The 16,676-nt window shown below is 59.3% G+C and carries 15 protein-coding genes and 1 tRNA gene; 8 read left to right on the top strand and 8 right to left on the bottom strand.

The window, feature by feature from the left end; genetic code table 11:
- Position 1 precedes the first annotated feature (1 nt).
- The 6 genes from HX866_RS26100 to HX866_RS26075 form a co-directional block, all read right to left on the bottom strand.
- Positions 2 to 877 carry an ABC transporter permease gene (locus tag HX866_RS26100; RefSeq protein ID WP_177104349.1) on the bottom strand — a complete coding sequence of 292 codons (876 nt, stop codon included), beginning with the start codon at positions 875 to 877 and terminating at the stop codon, positions 2 to 4.
- The gene (locus tag HX866_RS26095) at positions 874 to 1,830 is read right to left on the bottom strand and encodes an ABC transporter permease (protein WP_177097452.1); all 957 of its coding nucleotides are present in this window, start codon (positions 1,828 to 1,830) and stop codon (positions 874 to 876) included. The genes HX866_RS26100 and HX866_RS26095 overlap by 4 nt, the downstream gene beginning before the upstream one ends.
- A gap of 41 nt (positions 1,831 to 1,871) precedes the next feature.
- The gene (locus tag HX866_RS26090) at positions 1,872 to 3,509 is read right to left on the bottom strand and encodes an ABC transporter substrate-binding protein (protein ID WP_177097454.1); all 1,638 of its coding nucleotides are present in this window, start codon (positions 3,507 to 3,509) and stop codon (positions 1,872 to 1,874) included.
- Positions 3,510 to 3,604: 95 nt separating this feature from the next.
- Positions 3,605 to 4,879, bottom strand: a complete 1,275-nt coding sequence (locus tag HX866_RS26085) for an NAD(P)/FAD-dependent oxidoreductase (RefSeq protein ID WP_177104347.1) — start codon at positions 4,877 to 4,879, stop codon at positions 3,605 to 3,607.
- A 37-nt stretch (positions 4,880 to 4,916) separates the two neighbouring features.
- Entirely contained in the window at positions 4,917 to 5,585 is a 669-nt protein-coding gene (locus tag HX866_RS26080; RefSeq protein WP_177097458.1) for a haloacid dehalogenase type II, read from the bottom strand.
- Positions 5,586 to 5,947: 362 nt separating this feature from the next.
- On the bottom strand, positions 5,948 to 7,420 hold the full coding sequence (locus tag HX866_RS26075; RefSeq protein WP_177140672.1) for an aldehyde dehydrogenase family protein: 1,473 nt from the start codon (positions 7,418 to 7,420) through the stop codon (positions 5,948 to 5,950).
- 241 nt (positions 7,421 to 7,661) lie between these two features.
- On the opposite strand from HX866_RS26075, the gene HX866_RS26070 reads away from it, so the two are divergent.
- A complete protein-coding gene (locus HX866_RS26070; RefSeq protein WP_177097462.1) occupies positions 7,662 to 8,519 on the top strand; it encodes a GNAT family N-acetyltransferase in 858 nt (285 codons plus the stop codon).
- Positions 8,520 to 8,585: 66 nt separating this feature from the next.
- Positions 8,586 to 9,299: a cupin domain-containing protein gene (locus HX866_RS26065; RefSeq protein WP_177097464.1), complete on the top strand. Its 714-nt coding sequence runs from the start codon at positions 8,586 to 8,588 to the stop codon at positions 9,297 to 9,299.
- A 120-nt stretch (positions 9,300 to 9,419) separates the two neighbouring features.
- Here HX866_RS26065 and HX866_RS26060 read toward each other — a convergent pair whose 3' ends face one another.
- On the bottom strand, positions 9,420 to 10,214 hold the full coding sequence (locus HX866_RS26060; RefSeq protein WP_177097657.1) for an SDR family NAD(P)-dependent oxidoreductase: 795 nt from the start codon (positions 10,212 to 10,214) through the stop codon (positions 9,420 to 9,422).
- Between the two features lie 310 nt (positions 10,215 to 10,524).
- On the opposite strand from HX866_RS26060, the gene HX866_RS26055 reads away from it, so the two are divergent.
- The 5 genes from HX866_RS26055 (at position 10,525) to HX866_RS26030 (ending at position 14,622) form a co-directional block, all read left to right on the top strand.
- Positions 10,525 to 11,475 carry a GlxA family transcriptional regulator gene (locus HX866_RS26055; protein WP_177097466.1) on the top strand — a complete coding sequence of 317 codons (951 nt, stop codon included), beginning with the start codon at positions 10,525 to 10,527 and terminating at the stop codon, positions 11,473 to 11,475.
- 315 nt (positions 11,476 to 11,790) lie between these two features.
- Positions 11,791 to 12,654, top strand: coding sequence for a type 1 glutamine amidotransferase domain-containing protein (locus HX866_RS26050; protein ID WP_177097468.1), 864 nt, complete (start codon positions 11,791 to 11,793; stop codon positions 12,652 to 12,654).
- Between the two features lie 69 nt (positions 12,655 to 12,723).
- A complete protein-coding gene (locus HX866_RS26045; RefSeq protein WP_177097470.1) occupies positions 12,724 to 13,125 on the top strand; it encodes an SDR family oxidoreductase in 402 nt (133 codons plus the stop codon).
- A gap of 22 nt (positions 13,126 to 13,147) precedes the next feature.
- Positions 13,148 to 13,684: an SDR family NAD(P)-dependent oxidoreductase gene (locus tag HX866_RS34095; protein ID WP_218179776.1), complete on the top strand. Its 537-nt coding sequence runs from the start codon at positions 13,148 to 13,150 to the stop codon at positions 13,682 to 13,684.
- A gap of 32 nt (positions 13,685 to 13,716) precedes the next feature.
- The gene (locus HX866_RS26030) at positions 13,717 to 14,622 is read left to right on the top strand and encodes an MATE family efflux transporter (protein ID WP_177140671.1); all 906 of its coding nucleotides are present in this window, start codon (positions 13,717 to 13,719) and stop codon (positions 14,620 to 14,622) included.
- A gap of 662 nt (positions 14,623 to 15,284) precedes the next feature.
- On the opposite strand, the gene HX866_RS26025 is transcribed toward HX866_RS26030, so the two are convergent.
- Positions 15,285 to 15,896, bottom strand: a complete 612-nt coding sequence (locus HX866_RS26025) for an RNA polymerase sigma factor (protein WP_177140670.1) — start codon at positions 15,894 to 15,896, stop codon at positions 15,285 to 15,287.
- A gap of 541 nt (positions 15,897 to 16,437) precedes the next feature.
- Here HX866_RS26025 and HX866_RS26020 point away from each other — a divergent pair.
- Positions 16,438 to 16,524: transfer RNA gene (locus tag HX866_RS26020), tRNA-Leu, on the top strand.
- Positions 16,525 to 16,676 lie beyond the last annotated feature (152 nt).

Below are 16,676 nucleotides of genomic sequence, written 5' to 3'. Positions count from 1 at the left end.
TTCAATGCCCTCCCGCACGGCGACTACGTCGGGACGACAGTCTGTCGATAAACAGATTCACACCGATGGTCAGGGTGCCGATGGCCAGGGCCGGGATCACGATGGCCGGCGCGCCCTGGTTGAGGCCGCCAATGTTTTCCCGTACCAGGGAACCGAGGTCGGCATCCGGTGGTTGCACACCGAGGCCCAGAAAACTCATGCCGCTGAGCAGCAGGACAATGTAACCGAAGCGCAGCCCGAGGTCGGTCAGCACCGGGTTGAGCATGTTCGGCAGGATTTCCATGCAGGCGATATACAAGCGATGTTCGCCACGGGTGCGGGCGACTTGCACGTATTCCAGCGCTTCGATGTTCACCGCCATGCTGCGGGCAATGCGGAAGGCGCCAGGGCAGAAACTCAACACCGCGGTGCAGATCAGCAAGGTGACCGAAGAGCCGAACGCCGAGACCATGATCAACGCCAGCATCTTGCTCGGGATCGAGATAAAGGCATCCATCAAGCGGCTGATCACTTCATCCAGCCATTTGGGCGACACCACCGACAGCAGCGCGCAACCGGTGCCCAGGCCGCTGGCCAGTACCGCCGCGATCAAGGCCAGGCCAACGGTGAAGCGGGCACCGACCAGGACTCGGCTGAGCATGTCCCGGCCCAGGTAATCGGTGCCGAACGGATAAAGCGCACTGAGGCTGTCGAAGACATTATCGGACACCACTTCACCCACCGGATGCGGCGCCAGCCAGGGACCGAAGATCGCCACCAGCAACCAGATCACGCACATCACGGCCCCGATCAGGCCCAGCCAGGCCGGGCCATGGGACACCTTGCCAGCCGAAAGATCGGGAGTGGCGGGCGTCGACTTCACAATGAGATTGTTCATTGGTTTCTCAGCCTCGGATTGGACAGGATCGCGCACAGGTCGGCAATCAGCACCAGCCCCAGGTACGCCGCGCAAAACAGCATGGTGCAGGCCTGGACCAGCGCCATGTCACGGTTGGTCACGGCATCGACCATCAAGCTGGCGATACCGGGGTAGTTGAAGATCGTCTCGACGATCACCACGCCACCCAGCAGATACGACAGGCTCAGGGCGATGGCATTGGCAATCGGCCCGATGGCATTGGGCAAGGCATGACGCAGGACGATGCGCATCGGGCCGACCCCCTTGAGCCGGGCCATTTCCACGTAGGGACTGTCGAGTTGATCAATGACGGCGGCGCGGGTCATGCGGGCCATCTGCGCGACGATGACACAACACAGCGTCATGACCGGCAAGGCGTAGGTCCGCATGAATTGCCACGGTGAAGTGATGTCGCTGGCATAGGACAGCGCCGACAACCAGCCCAGGTTCACCGCAAACACCAGCACCGCCAGGGTCGCCACCAGAAACTCCGGGACGGCGACCATGGCCAGGGTGACAAAGCTCAGGAAGCTGTCGATGCGTCCGCCCTGGCCCATGGCCGAACCGATGCCCAGAATCAGTGCCACCGGCACCGATACCAGGGCGGTGGCGACCGCCAGCATCAGGGTGTTGGGCACGCGCCCAGCCATCAACTCGCCGACGGGCATGGCATTGGACACCGAGATGCCCATGTCCCCCCTGAGCAGGTTCAGCAACCAGTGCAGATAACGCACCACACCGGGCTGGTCGAGCCCCAGCTTCAGCCGCAAGGCCGCCACCTGCTCGGGCGTGGCGAACTGTCCGAGCGATTGTTGCGCCGCGTCCCCCGGCAATACCGCCGTGATCGCAAACACGATCATGGACACGATCAACAAGGTCACGATCGCGGCGAGCAGACGCCGGCCGATCAACCACAGTGTGTTGCTATTCATCACTTGCCCTCCCGCACTGCCCAGCTGCAAACCGACCCACATCAAGCCTCCAGCCAGACCTGCTCGGCGAACATGTACCCCATGAAGCCACCCAGGGGGTTGGTGCCATAACCATTGACGCGCTGGTCGACGCCGTCGATGTTGCTGATAAACACCGGAATGCCGATACCACTGTGCTCATGCACCAGGACCTGCATGTCGGCGTACATCTTGCCGCGCTTGGCCTCGTCGGTTTCACCCCGGGCCAGCACCAGCAACTGGTCGAACTGATCGTTCTTCCAACCCGACTCGTTCCAGGGTGCCGTCGATTGAAAGAACTGCGAAAAAATCATGTCGGCATTGGGCCGTGGGTTGATGTTGCCGAAGCTCAGCGGATGTTTCGCCCAGTGGTTGGACCAGTAGCCATCACTTGGCAGGCGGTTGACGTCAAGTTTGAGCCCGGCCTGTTTGGCCGACTGCTGCAACAGCACGGCGATATCCACCGAACCGGTCGCTGCCGGCGAGCACATCAGTGGCATGCTGATATTTTCCATACCGGCCTTCTTCAGCAGAAAACGCGCCTTCTCCGGGTCATAAGGCCGCTGCGGCAAATCGGCATTGTAGAAACGCGAACCTGGCGCAATCGGCTGATCGTTGCCGACCACTGCATAACCACGAAATATCGCCGATTTGATCTGTTCCCGGTCCAGCAGCAGTTTCATGGCCTGGGTGAATTCAGGGCTCTGACCTGGCATCTGGTCCTGGCGGATGATCAGGTCAGTATAGTTACCCGACGGCGAGTCCACGGCCCGATGCTTGGCGCTGCCCTTGATGCGAGCCGTTGAGCGCGGGTTGACCTCGTTGATGATGTGCACGTCACCCGACAACAAGGCATTGACCCGCGACGGCTCGTCGGCAATGGCGATAAATTCGATCTCGTCCAGATACGGCAGGCCGGGTTTCCAGTAATTGGTATTGCGCACACCGATCGAACGCACGCCGGGCTTGAACTCCTTGGCCTTGAACGGGCCGGTGCCGATGCCCTGGCTGAAATCGCTCGTCCCCTCGGGAACGATCAACAGGTGAGAGATGGCCAGGATCGACGGCAGCTCGGCATTCGGGCCACTCAAGCGGACCTGTACCTGGTGAGTGTCGACGGCCTTGACTTCATCGAACTGCGCCGCCAGCGGCAGGACCTTGGAACCGGTGATGGGATCCTTGTGCCGTAACAGGGAAAACACCACGTCGGCGGCGGTCAGCGCCTTGCCATTGTGGAACGTCACGTCCTTGCGCAGGGTGATCATCCACAGCGTGGCGTCGGTGCTGTCGATACGTTCGGCCAACTCCAGTTGCGGCACCATATGGCTGTCGAAACGCGTCAGGCCGTTGTAGAACATGTAATGACGCACGTAGTCGGTGGACGACGAGCCTTTGGCCGGGTCCAGGGTATCGGCGGTCGAACTGGACGAGCCGGCGACACGGATACGTCCACCGGGCTTGCCTTTACCCGGACTTACGCCCTCTTCGGCAAACAGCTTGCCGGCTGCGCCGAACAGGCTGCCCGCACCCACCGCCGCCACCCCGGCCAAACCCAGCATCTGCAGGGCGTTACGCCGCGACATGCCACGATTGAGGCCCTCAAACACTCGCAGGCTGTCCTCACCGCCAATCAGTTGTGAGTCGATCTTGTTGTCAGTCATATCAGTTGTACCTGTCGAGAAGGAGAAGGTTCGAGTGCTCGCGGATATCCGGAGCGTGCTGGAAACGCAAACGACGGTGACACCACAACATCAATTCAATGCAAATAGTCCTGGAAGCGGTAATAGGCGCCCACCAGCGGCAGGAACCAGGGTTTGCCGAAGTGCCCGGGAATCGCCGGCCATTCGAGTTCGCGCCAGGGGTTGGCCTCGACGTTGCCGGCCATCACTTCGGCCATGACCTGCCCCATGTGCACCGACATCTGCACCCCGTGGCCGCTGTAGCCCATGGAGTGATAAACCCCGCCGTGCTGGCCGGCCCGCGGCAGGCGGTCGGAGGTCATGTCCACCAGCCCGCCCCAGCAGTAGTCGATCTTCACGTTGGCCAACTGCGGGAACATCTGCACCATGGCGGCTTGCAGGACCTTGCCGCTCTTAGCGTCGTTGACGCTGTCGGACATCGCAAACCGCGCGCGGCCACCGAACAGCAGGCGGTTGTCCGGGGTCAAGCGGAAGTAGTTGCCGATCATGCGGCTGGTGACATAGGCACGCCGGCCCGGCAGCAATTGCTCGATCAACGCCGACGGCAGGACTTCGGTGGCAATGACAAAACTGCCCACCGGCACGATCCGCCGCCGGTACCAGCCCAATCCGCCGTGCTGACAGGCACCGGTGGCCAGCAAGACTTGCCCGGCGTGCAGCGACCCCTTGCTGGTGTTGAGCCGATAGCCGCCGGCCTGGGCTTTCCAGTCCAGCACCGCAGTGCCTTGATAAATCAGGGCACCACGACGCGCGGCGGATTCAGCCAGGCCGACACCAAAACGCCCGACGTGCATCTGCACCCCATTGCGCTGCAGCAAGCCACCGTGGAACTGGGCAGAATTCACTTCAGTGCGGATCTGCTCCGCGCCCAGCAGCTCGACATCGGCATCGACTTCCCTGCGAATCAATTCACAGGTGCGCGCCAGCCCCTCGTAGTGCATCGGCTTGGCTGCCAGCTTGAGCTTGCCGTTGCGGACCAGGTCGCAGGCAATACCTTCCTGCTCGACCAGCGACACCACGCTCTGCACCGCACTTTCGTAGGCCTGGTAATAGGCCCGCGCCTTATCGGCACCGAGACTGGCGCTGAGGCCGGCATAATCCTGGGCAACCCCGGTGTTGCACTGGCCCCCGTTGCGCCCCGAGGCCTCGCCGATCACCCGCCCGGCTTCGAGCACCACCACACTGGCGCCCTTCAAGGCCAACGCCCGAGCCGCCGCCAACCCGGTGAAACCACCACCGACGATGGCCACATCGACCTGCCCGGGCAATGCGCCGAGCTGGGCACCGGTGAAGGCCGGTGCGGTGTCGAGCCAGTAGGATTCACTGCCCATGTCTAACCCCTTTTGCCTTGAAGAGCGCCGTTATGACTTACAGGCCGACCAGTGCCGGCAGTCCACCGATATCGGCGATCTGCTGATAGCCGTAGAAGGCATTGCCGGGGACTTCGTGGCCACGGGCGACAAAGGCCTTGTTCTTGATCTTCATATCGTGGGCCGGCATCAGGTCGTAACGGAAGCTCGACGACACATGCAAGATGTCCTCCGGGCCGCAGTTGAGGTTGTCGAGCATGTACTCGAACGCTGCCAGACGTGGCTTGTAGGCCTGGGCCTGTTCAGCGGTGAAGACCTTGTGGAACGGCGCACCCAGCTTGTCGACGTTGGACATGATCTGGCTGTCGCTGGCGTTGGAAAAAATTACCAGGGGGATCTTGTCGGCGATTTTCGACAGGCCGGCCGGCACGTCGGCATGGGGGCCCCAGGTTGGTACGGCGTCGTAGTAAAGCTGGCCTTCGCCCCTGTACTCGACGCCCCAACGCTTGCAGGTTCGCGCCAGGGCGGTCTTGAGGATTTCGTCATACGGCATCCAGTCACCCATGACCTGGTCCAGGCGATAGGCGGAGAAGTCCTTGACGAACTGGTCCATCTGCTCGGGCACGACACGATCGGCGAACAGCTCGCGAGTCATCGTTCCCATATGGAAATTGGTCAGGGTGCCATAGCAGTCGAACGTAATGAATTTGGGACGAAGAAAGCTCATTGAGTGCGGTCCTGAGGTTCGTTGAGGTCATGGTGTGGCACGCGTTCGCCTTGCTTGCGGGGCGGCGATGCAACGCTGCAGCACATCGTCATTACAACACCGTGAAATCAGCAGATGGCGTTAAAAGCGACCTCTGCTCAATACAAACCACCGTTTTAGCACCTCCCCTCAGCAGACTTTGCGGGTCGCTCCAGCCTTGGGCAAACCCCGTATTCATGCGCTCTTATGGACCTTTATAGCCCTATCGGAGCTCAATGCGCACGGAACCACCGCAGAACCTGCGCCGGGCAGAACGAAAACGGGCGCTTCCCTGAGGAAGCGCCCGTTCATGGGTGCAATCGAGCGTTTTTGCAGGTGGCCGATTAACCGGCGATATCGATCAACACACTCTTGAAGCGCAAATTGGCCTCGAACGCTTCGCGCCCCAGATCCTTGCCAATACCCGAACGTTTGTAGCCGCCGGTCGGCAGGATGTAGTCGTTACTGCGTCCATAACGATTGACCCACACGGTCCCCGCTTCCAGGCGTCGAACCAGGCGCAGGGCGCGATTGAGATCGGCCGTATGCACACCCGCCGCCAAGCCGTAAGTCCCATGCGCCGCCAGGCTCAGCGCCTGCTCTTCGTCATCGAAGGCCTGCACCGTCAACACCGGGCCAAAGATCTCCTCACAGACCGCCGGGTTCTGGTTGTCCAGGCCGGCCAGCAAGGTCGGCTGGTAATAGGCGCCCCCCAGGCCTTCGAAGAGCCCGCCGCCCGTGAGCACTTCGGCACCCGCCTGACGCGAGCGCTGGACGATGCCATCGATGCGGGCGGCTTGCAGCCGGGAAATGATCGGCGACAGCGTGCTCTCGGGCGACCAGGTCGGGCCGGGGCGCAGTTCCTCGAAATACGCCTGCAAGTGGGCCATGAACGGTTCCATGATCGAACGCTGGATCAATAACCGGGAACCCGAGACGCACACCTGCCCGGCATTTCCGGTAATGGCCAGGGCCACCGTACGAGCGGTCTTGGCGATATCCGGCACATCGGCGAAGACCAGTTGCGGGCTCTTGCCACCCAGCTCCAGGGTGACCGGTTTGGGCCCCACCAGCGCACAGGTGGACATGATGCTCGAGCCGGTCGTGGTGGAACCGGTAAAGGTCACCTTTCCCACCCGGGGATGACGGCACAAGGCATCGCCGGTGATACGGCCATCGCCCTGGACCACATTGAAGATTCCAGCCGGCATGCCCGCCTGCACTGCCAGTTCGGCAAAGCGCAGGCTGGAGAACGGGGTCAGTTCCGACGGTTTGAGGACCACGGCATTACCGGCCGCCAATGCCGGGGCGACTTTCCAGGAGGCCATGCTCAAGGGGAAATTCCACGGCGCAATGGCGGCAATCACTCCATAAGGTTCGGCGATCTGCAGACCCAGCCGGTCGGTCTGGGTGGCGGCAACCTCGCCGCCGTGCTTGTCCGCCAACTCGGCAAAGAAGCGAATGCCCTCGGCGACGTAAGGAATATCCCAGGCGATCACATCTTTATGGGGACGGGTCGAACCCACCGCCTCCAGGGGCGCCAGAACGGCAGCGTCGGCTTCAATCAGATCGGCCCAGCGACGCATGACCCGCGCCCGCTCACGCGGTGGACAGCTGGCCCAATCGCTGCCCTGAAAAGCCTGCCAGGCCGCCTCGACGGCTTCATCCACAAGGTCGGCATCGGCGATCGGCAACTGGGCATGGACCTGGCCATCCGAGGGTCGCACAACCTCCAGTTCCGGTGGGGCATCGCGGTATTGGCCAGCAATGAAATGAGCGCTGCGCACAGCGATAAGACGAGGATCGAAGCTATCCATGGAGCACTCCAGAAAAGGGCCGGCGAGTCGTGAACCCAGGCCTCCATCGTAGAAAAAAAACCCAAGCATTTGCTGCCGACCTTGCAGTGCAATTAAGTAGTAAGTGTGGTCTGTCGGCTTTGGGCGCGAGGAATCTGCCGAATGTGCCAGCCCCCCTTGCCAGGCCTTCACACAGATGGGATACAGGCACCTCGCAGCGCAAAACCGATCGCTCGTGTACACCGCACAACGGAGACTCTCCATGTCCGCCTCGCAACCTGTTGCTTATGTCTATCGCCCGATGACGGACGCCGATCTACCCTCGGCCCATGCCTTGTCCATGCAACTGAAGTGGCCCCATCGCCTGGACGACTGGGCCATGTTGCAACGGGTCAGCGATGGTTTTGTGGCCTTGGATGGTGAACGCCTGATCGGCACGGCCTTCGCCTGCCCGCAAGGCACGTTCGCCACCATCGGCCTGGTGATCGTCAGCGACGACTATCAGGGTCAGGGCATCGGCCGCCGGTTGATGGAAAAGGCCCTCGCCGCCTGCCACTCACGCACTCCGATGCTGAACGCCACCTTGGCCGGCGCACCGCTGTACAGCAGCCAGGGTTTTATCGAATTCGGCCGGATTCAGCAGCATCAAGGTCAAGCCCATGCGCCCGCCCCCGAGCCGCTGGCCGACGGTGAAACGTGTCGCCCGCTGCACGGAACCGACCAGGCGCGGCAGCTGGCGCTGGCCAATGCAGCCAGCGGGCTGGAGCGCAAAACCGTGCTCACGGACCTGCAGGATGTGGTCGAGCATGCAGTGGGCATCGAGCGTGACGGCCAGTTGTGCGCCTTCGCCCTGCTGCGTCCATTTGGTCGCGGTCGTTGCATCGGCCCGGTGGTTGCAGAAACCCCCGAACAGGCCAAACACCTGATCGCCGCGTTACTGGCCCAAGTGCCGGACGCCTTCGTGCGCATCGACATTCCGGCGGACAGTGGCCTGAGCGAGTGGCTGGCCTCGGCCGGTCTCACCCAGGTCGACACCGTGGCGCAAATGGCACGGGGCACACCACCGCAAGCGGTCAACGGCGTCCAACAGTTCGCTCTCGTCAGCCAAGCCATAGGTTGACCACGGCGCGCGCAGAAACCGCCGCCATCCCCCTTCAACCGCCCATTTCCAGGGAGCGTCACCTGCATGTCTGAATCTACCGCTCTGCTCTTGGCTCGCGCCGACGGCAGCCGTGTCACCACGCCTTTCAAAACAGCGCCCTTGAGCGCTACCGATCCCTTCGGGGAATATCGTCAGGTCGCCTACAGCGGGAGCGACGGTATTTGCGCGGGGATCGTGAGCACCGGTCAGACGCTCGATATCGAGGTCTTTCCGCACACCGAAATGATCGTGATCCACGCCGGCAACGTCGTGCTGCAGTCCCAAGGCCAGACACTGAAACTGGGGATCGGTGCGAGCGCCGTGATTGGCCGCGGCGCTTCGCTCCGACTGCTGGCGCAACCCGATACACGCTGGGCATTCTGTGCGGTAATCGGCGCCACTGCCCAGCCAATACCTGGCTTGACAGCGCTCGACCCACGAGCGCTGCTCTCCCCTTCGGCGGCACCGGAAGCCCAGATACTGGTCGGACCGACGCCGCAGTGCCGCTCAGGCAATGCCTTCGAAGACGCCAGCAGCGAGCTGCGCGTCGGCGTCTGGGACTCGACGCCCTACGAACGCCAGGGTCGAGCGCATAAACTCAATGAATTGATGCATCTGATTGAAGGCAGTGTGATCCTGCAGGGACCTGAGGGGACGAGCCTGACGGTCAACACCGGCGACACGGTGTTCGTACCGCAAGGCGCGTCATGTGCCTGGAAAAGCACCGGGTATGTGCGCAAGTTTTACGCGGTGAAATAAACCTGACGAATCATGTCGGCCAGTTTGTGCAGGACCTTGAGGCGCGGCTGGGCAGCGTGCCCTGGTATGCCGCCTGTGCGGCAAACCATGGGGCTCGGTTATGAAAAGGCGTGCGTTTGCTTAAATGGCGTAGCGAGGAGCAGGTTTGGCGTTGGAGAATTTCGACGAAATGGTGCGACGGTCAGCTTCCCATTGGGTCCATCCGTCAGCCTCATGCAAGCCTGGAATGGTCACCCGTTCGCCCAGGTCCAGGCCGGCCAGCGCAGCGTCGACGAGATCGTTTGCAGACATGGTGTTTGCGCCGGTCTTCTGTGGCGCGTAACCGGCCACATCCCAGAATTCCGTGGCGGTTGCGCCTGGCAATACGCTCTGGATTCGCACGCCTTTGTCGCCAAGGTCACGTTGCAGGGTGTGACCGAAGCTGAGGACGTAGGATTTCGATGCGCCGTACACGCCATTCAGCGCTTCAACGGCGATACCCACGACCGAGGAAATGTTGATGATGGTGCCAGTGCCGCGGGCCACGAAGGCCGGTGCAACGGCGTAAGTCAGGCGGGTCAGCGCGGTGATGTTCAGTGCGATCATGTTGTCCATCGCCTCGACATCGCCCTTCAGGATCGAAGCCACCGAACCAACACCGGCATTGTTCACCAGCATGGTGATGCTGGCGTCATCGCGCAACACGGCTTCAACGGTGGCCAAGGCAGCCTTGTTGTTCAGATCCACTACGAGGGTTTTGATCGAGCGGCCGGTTTCAGCACTCAGCTTGCTGGAAAGCGCTTTCAGGCGTTCTTCGTTACGGGCGACCAGGATCAGGTCATAGCCGCGTTTAGCCAAGCGATCAGCGTAGATGGCGCCAATGCCGGTGGATGAACCGGTGATGAGGGCGGTGCCTTTGGACGGTGCAGTGCTCATGTCTTTCTCCAAAAAAGTTAACCGACAAACTTCGGTCACTCAGACTACGACTTCCCCCAACGTCATGAATGTCATATATCCACCTTTTTCAGACAAAGCGTTTTGCGTGGACCCGAACCGATGGACGCTTCGTTTTTTGTCAGAAAAGCACGCCATCATCTTGCGTCATCTATGTTTTTTGAGGAGGAGCACGCAACAGTACGACCGCTATGACGTGCACGGCTGCAGGGGAGAAGAGAATGTGCAAGAATGGCTCAAATATATGCATGCGACCTTTTGAGACATCCTGACTGAACCGCTGGAGTGCGCCATGACGACCGTCGGACTCGTGATTTACCCTGGTTTCCAGGTATTGGGGCTCGCTGTATCAGCGGTCTTCGAAACAGCCAACGATATGCATGGCCCCTCCTACACCCTGACCGTCATCTCCGAACATGGCGGTATCGTGCCCTCCTCCCTCGGCTTCGGGATGGAAACCACCTGCTTCAAGGACGCGCAATACGACACGCTGATCGTCATCGGCAATAACAACACAGATAACGTTTCACAGGGCCTGCTCGATTTTCTGCGCAGTTCGGTGGCCACCTCCAAACGCATCACTGCGGTGTGCACGGGGGCGTTTGTCGTCGCTCAGGCAGGCCTGCTGGAGGGACGCCGAGCCACCACGCACTGGGCGCATGCGCGGGCCTTTCGAGCGGCCTATCCGGACGTGCGATTGGAAGAGGACCGTATCTTCGTCATCGATGGCGCGATGTGGACATCGGCCGGTATGACGGCGGGCATCGACCTCGCCCTGGCCATTGTGGAAAAGGACCTGGGCACTGAACTCGCGCGCAATGTGGCGAAAAAAATGGTCGTGCATCATCGGCGTTCAGGCGGCCAGTCGCAATTTTCCACCTTGCTGGAATTGGACCCGAAAACCGACCGGATCCAGAGCACGCTCATCTACGCGAAAGAAAACCTGGGCGCCGAACTGTCGGTGGAAGACCTCGCCGAGATCGCCCATCTGAGTCCCCGTCAGTTCAGTCGAATCTTCCGTGAAGAAACCGGAAGCTCGCCCGCCAAAGCCATTGAACATCTGCGCGTCGAGGCGGCGCGGATAATGATGGAGGAAGGTCGTTTTTCCCTCGACATCATCGCCCGGGACTGCGGGTTCGGTGACCGGGATCGGATGCGGCGCTCCTTCCTGCGCGCGTTCGGCCAATCGCCCCAGGCCATCAAGCGTGTGACCGAAGCCCAGATGATTGATTTCTCGGACTGAGCCCCCCCTTCTCTGCCGCACTTGCCCTCCGCCCCGCCCAGGCAGAGGACGAATCCTTATCGAATGCGAAGAGCGCCTCACGCCTGGGCGTTCTGCCCACCGCTTAATTAAAGGGTACAAGCCGCGCCGCGCCCACACCTACGTCACATATGCGCCTTTTTCGGACATTTTAAGCGACGCATTTTCCTGTCCTAAAAAGATGGATATCCGACATGGAGGCCTAAGTCCTTTGCTCAGTAATCTGACCGAAATCAGGCAAGGCCTGAATCAACGGCACCTTTACGAACACGCCTGATAATGGGTAGGAGTACGAGCATGAAATTACTGAAAATGGGCGGCGCACTGTTGGCCTTGGGCTTGGCCATCTCTAACGCATACGCTGCCGAGCCGTCGAAAGGCAAAGTGCTGGTGGTGATGTCCAGCGCCAAAGTGCTTGACCTCAAGGACGGCAAAAAGTACGAGACGGGTTATTACCTGAACGAACTCGCCACGCCACTGAAGGCGATCGTCGATGCCGGCTACACCCCGGTTTTTGCCGACCCGACAGGCAATGAGCCACAGATGGACGCCAGCTCCAACGCCGACATGTTTTTCGCTGGCGATGCCGCCAAACGCAATGAAGCCCTGCGCTTTGTCGCCAGCTTCGATGGCCTGAAGCATCCGATGAAGCTGTCGAGTGTCGCCGCCAAAGGCACCGTGCAATTCAAGGGGTTGTTCATGCCCGGTGGACACGCACCGATGCAGGACCTGATGAAGGACAAGGACCTGGGCAAGATCCTGACTCAGTTCCACACCAGCGGTCGCCCGACCGGGATCATCTGCCACGGCCCTATCGCCTTGCTTGCTGCCCTGCCTGATCCCGTCGCCTTCGACAAAGCCCTCATCGCCGGCGATGAAAAAGCAGTGAAATCCCTGGCCAAGGGCTGGCCTTACGCGGGCTACAAACTGACCGTTTTCTCGGCGGACGAAGAGAAGCAACTTGAACCGACTCAATTGAAAGGTTCGGTGCTGTTTTACAACGATGCCGCCCTGGCCAAGGCCGGTGCGACGGTTGACAACGCGGCGGCCTGGCAGCCACACGTCGTGGTCGACCGCGAGCTGATTACCGGTCAGCAGCCGTTCTCCGACCACGCCTTTGCCGACGCGCTCGTGAGCCAACTGAACACGGCACACCCGTAAATCAGTCATCACCCAAGGCATCGCCAATAGTCGATGCCGCTCCCCGAAATCAGCTATCCGAGGATAGTCATGCCTAGACTCACAGGAAAGATCGCGGTCATTACCGGTACCAATTCCGGCATCGGCCTCGCTACTGCCAAAACATTCCTCGACGAGGGTGCCGCCCGGGTTTACCTCACCGGGCGCCGGAAGGCTGAACTGCAAGCCGCAGCAGCAAGCCTGAGACCGCGTGCTGTTGCGGTTTCTAATGCCGTGAGTCCAGGCGTCATCGAAACACCGGGGCACGAAAAGACCGGCGTCAAGAATGACGAGCTCAAAGGCTTCTTCGACTTCGCCGCCTCTATCACCCCCCTTGGGCGAACGGGCCACGACAACGAGGAGGCAAAGGTCGTCGCATTCCTGGCGTCCGACGAAAGCAGCTTCATGACCGGCAGCGAAATCTTCGTCGACGGCGGCCTCGCCCAAGTCTGAACGCAGCACCAAGGAGAGCGATATGAACCTGGCACTGCAACCCGTCGCCCTGATCACGGGCGCGTCATCTGGAATGGGCAATGACTTCGCGCTGCGACTGATTGCCGAAGGCTACGCGGTCTATGGCGTGGCGCGGCGGGTCGAGCAAATGAATGAGATCGCGGCGGCGGGCGGCAAGGTGATCGCTATCGACGTGACGGATGACAGCTCCATGGTCAATGCCGTCAAGCGCATTATCCGTGAGCAAGGGCGCATCGACGTGTTGATCAACAAGAGGGTGTGTATGAAAAAGTCAGCGGCGGTAGTGATCGGGGTCGGCCCGGAGAAAGGACTGGGGGCTGCATTGTGTCGCCAGTTCGCACACGAGGGTTATCTGGTATTCGCCGCTAGGCGAACGGCAGAAAAAGTCGAAGCGGTCGCCACCGCCATCACCGCGTCGGGAGGTACGGCAGTCGCCGTTCAAGAGAAAGGCGCTGAAGGCATGCTTGATATTGAGCGATTGCGCAAGTGTATTGGCAGCTTCATATTCAGCCACGGTCTGCGTGGACTCAAGAGTTGAACTTGCGCCCTTTTAGCGAGAGCTTTTGACTCATGACCAGCATCAGCGAGTCCGCAGTCCCCATAGGCGCCCCCCTCCTTAATCCACGTCTGGACGCCATGTTGCGAGGATCTGTTCCTCAGACTTTATTTCGCCTGGCGGCTCCCAACACACTGGTCATGTGTGCCCAGGCAGCCACGAGCCTTATTCAAACCTGGTTTCTCGCCAAATTGAGCACTGATGTTCTTGCGGGTGTCGGTGTCGTTATACCTTTGCTTATGCTCATGCAAAACATGTCACAAGGCGCCATGGGCGGCGGGATATCTTCGGCGGTGGCACGCGCATTGGGTACGGGGAGTCCAACTCACGCCAACGATCTCGTGCGGCATGCGCTGGCAATCAATATCCTGTTGGGGTTGATATTTTCAGGGTCCATCTGGTTTTTCTCCCCATACCTGTATCCCCTGCTTGAAGCTTCCGGTCCCTCATTAACTGCCGCGCTGGAGTACTCGGATGTGACCTGCATAGGAATCGCGCTGCTGTGGGTTATGAATGCCTGTGCCAGCGTGATAAGAGGCACAGGAAATATGCGGGTGCCGGGATGTGTGATCTTGGGAGGATTTATCATCCTTATTCCAATGACCCCGTGCCTGATCTTTGGATATGGTCCAGTGTCCGTTCTGGGAGTGGCCGGTGCAGCCTGGGCCCAGGCAATTTATTATTTAATTGGCACCACGCTATTGGGCTGGTTTTGTTTTAGCGGCAAAAGCATTGTTAATTTCACCGCCGGAAAACTCCGCTGGCAACCGATTAAAAATATTCTGGCCGTCGGTGCCGTTGCGTGCGTAAACGCGTTCCTGACCAATACGATCATCGCGGTCACTGGCGCGATCGTGGGCGCCTATGCCGGCACAGCGGTGCTGGCTGGCTATGCAACATCGGCGAGGGTCGAATTTTGATCCGCCACGGCAAACCCATTTACAACTTATAGATGAATTTTCGAAAAATTCCTAATCCACCAATACAACGATGCCAATCCAAATCCGAACCACACAGACAACATAAACATATAAATCACCTGAATAACCCTTGACTCATAGATACACAAGCTAAAGCATTTTTCCTCTACCGGCAGGGCTATATTCAATAAGAGCCATGAGGGAAAAATATAAAGAATCACAACCAAAGGCCTAAAATGCCTTTTAAATGAATCGCACGAGCCGACGAATGCTTTCTCGTACTCACTCCACCGGGCAACCAGAACAGCATAATATATCGCAGCATAAGCAAAAAAAGAAAAAAGCACTCTCGTCGCCTCATGAAACCGAGATCTTTCGCCCCATACATCTATGGATGGAAATATGGCAACTGGCAACCATACAAAAGAATTCACGATTTCTTGAGGGAGCACCAACCCTTCGGAAAACATATAAAATAGTAGTCCACCGACTATAAGTGGAAACCAAAAAATCCAGCGCCGGACAAACCGATCCGACAGCATCGTTTCTATCACTTTTGGATCTGATGGGATATACACAGACATTCCCTCACACGACTAATTATCCAATATGCAAACCGGGAGAAGCCCTGATATCACTACCGGAGCAAAATGCCCCCCGACTCAAAACTCGCCAGCCAATTGGAAGTCCTCGATAGAGGCAAAAACCTTCAGTCGAGCTCTATGCAAGAGAACCCTCACATTCGAGAGAGAGAGACCATGAATCCTGGCGATTTCAGTCAGCTCCAACCCCGAACACTCCCTCGATACCAGCACGCTTCTTTGTAGCTCGGAAAGGTCCTCCAGCGCCTGATTGATACAAGCGTACAACTCAGACTCACCGATTAGGGCTTCAGGGCTATCCTGATGCCAGGGCACTGGCGGGACACCCCACTGAGCATCCGACGAGGAGAAGCGCTCATCGCCAAAGCCGGAGGACGAAGGCGGGCTATTCAACAACGCTTCGCGCCGTTTTTGCATGTACCGACACTTTGCGGCATTGGACGTGATCGTCAGTATCCACGTCTTCAAACAAGAGCGCCCCTGAAACTCTTTCAGTCCTCTTACCACCGAAAGCCATGCTTCCTGGACCACATCATCGACCTGGTTACGGCCGACTATGACGTAAGCCACGGCCCTCATAGCGCCCTGATTTGTGGCCACCAGATGGCGGTAAGCCTCTTCTTCTCCACATAAAAGGCGATCTAACAGCTGAGCGTCATCCTTGGCGGTCATGTGATTCTCGGACTGTGGTCGTATCATCATCGTAGCTGTCCCTTACTGGTCTGCTCGTTCATTTCACGAAATCTCCGCGCTATCAAGCGTCTACCGCCTGGCAGATCTGGAGCGTCAACTGAACATACGAAGCAGCTCGTGCAATGGATGCATTGATGTGCAAATACCCTGTTTCAGCCGAGGTGGCCGAGAACATCCGCGCCGCCCTCTGGCCGCTCGACCACGGCCTCGAGCTCATCACCACGAGCTTGGCGATGCTCACTCGCCACACGGCTCATCACTGGCAGGCCAACAGGGCGGGCTCTTGGGGACTTGTCATGGCTCGAGGTGTGGCAGGACCGTGACGATGCCCTGCAAGTCTTTGAAAATCAGATGGTTGCGAAATGTGTGTGGTGCGGGGAATTGATGTCAGCAAACTTGCTTCGTCGGGAGGGGATGTATATATTCGTCCCCTTGTCGCGCAGGCATCGGATTGGCTGGCAGATTGTCAGGCCCTCTGGCTCGTAAAGAACTGCCGCGTAGACTGTTTTACCGCGCTACCGCCCGAATGGCGAAACTGGTAGACGCATGGGACTTAAAATCCCCCGCTCGTAAGGGCGTGCCGGTTCGATTCCGGCTTCGGGCACCATATAATTCAAGGGCTTACACGCAATTTTGCGGGTAGGCCTTTGTCGTTTTTGGCCCGCCATTCCAAATAACGACATGCATCAAATTGATATCAGACTGTAATTATTTCATCACAAAGGCCCGACATAATGGATCCCAGCCAAAGGATCTGGC

The organism is Pseudomonas gingeri (genome assembly GCF_013386165.1).
GTDB lineage: Bacteria > Pseudomonadota > Gammaproteobacteria > Pseudomonadales > Pseudomonadaceae > Aquipseudomonas > Aquipseudomonas gingeri_C.
Note: the sequence above shows the minus strand (reverse complement) of the source record. Positions and strands in the feature narration are given on the sequence as shown.

What these genes read in the sequence shown, in the direction of transcription:
- HX866_RS26060 (WP_177097657.1), bottom strand. Translation starts at nt 10,214, where the DNA reads ATGAGCACTGCACCGTCCAAAGGCACCGCCCTCATCACCGGTTCATCC.
- HX866_RS26085 (WP_177104347.1), bottom strand. Translation starts at nt 4,879, where the DNA reads ATGGGCAGTGAATCCTACTGGCTCGACACCGCACCGGCCTTCACCGGT.
- HX866_RS26070 (WP_177097462.1), top strand. Translation starts at nt 7,662, where the DNA reads ATGTCCGCCTCGCAACCTGTTGCTTATGTCTATCGCCCGATGACGGAC.
- HX866_RS26065 (WP_177097464.1), top strand. Translation starts at nt 8,586, where the DNA reads ATGTCTGAATCTACCGCTCTGCTCTTGGCTCGCGCCGACGGCAGCCGT.
- HX866_RS26050 (WP_177097468.1), top strand. Translation starts at nt 11,791, where the DNA reads ATGAAATTACTGAAAATGGGCGGCGCACTGTTGGCCTTGGGCTTGGCC.
- HX866_RS26055 (WP_177097466.1), top strand. Translation starts at nt 10,525, where the DNA reads ATGACGACCGTCGGACTCGTGATTTACCCTGGTTTCCAGGTATTGGGG.
- HX866_RS26030 (WP_177140671.1), top strand. Translation starts at nt 13,717, where the DNA reads ATGACCAGCATCAGCGAGTCCGCAGTCCCCATAGGCGCCCCCCTCCTT.
- HX866_RS26090 (WP_177097454.1), bottom strand. Translation starts at nt 3,509, where the DNA reads ATGACTGACAACAAGATCGACTCACAACTGATTGGCGGTGAGGACAGC.
- HX866_RS26075 (WP_177140672.1), bottom strand. Translation starts at nt 7,420, where the DNA reads ATGGATAGCTTCGATCCTCGTCTTATCGCTGTGCGCAGCGCTCATTTC.
- HX866_RS26025 (WP_177140670.1), bottom strand. Translation starts at nt 15,896, where the DNA reads ATGACCGCCAAGGATGACGCTCAGCTGTTAGATCGCCTTTTATGTGGA.
- HX866_RS26080 (WP_177097458.1), bottom strand. Translation starts at nt 5,585, where the DNA reads ATGAGCTTTCTTCGTCCCAAATTCATTACGTTCGACTGCTATGGCACC.
- HX866_RS34095 (WP_218179776.1), top strand. Translation starts at nt 13,148, where the DNA reads ATGAACCTGGCACTGCAACCCGTCGCCCTGATCACGGGCGCGTCATCT.
- HX866_RS26045 (WP_177097470.1), top strand. Translation starts at nt 12,724, where the DNA reads ATGCCTAGACTCACAGGAAAGATCGCGGTCATTACCGGTACCAATTCC.
- HX866_RS26095 (WP_177097452.1), bottom strand. Translation starts at nt 1,830, where the DNA reads ATGAATAGCAACACACTGTGGTTGATCGGCCGGCGTCTGCTCGCCGCG.
- HX866_RS26100 (WP_177104349.1), bottom strand. Translation starts at nt 877, where the DNA reads ATGAACAATCTCATTGTGAAGTCGACGCCCGCCACTCCCGATCTTTCG.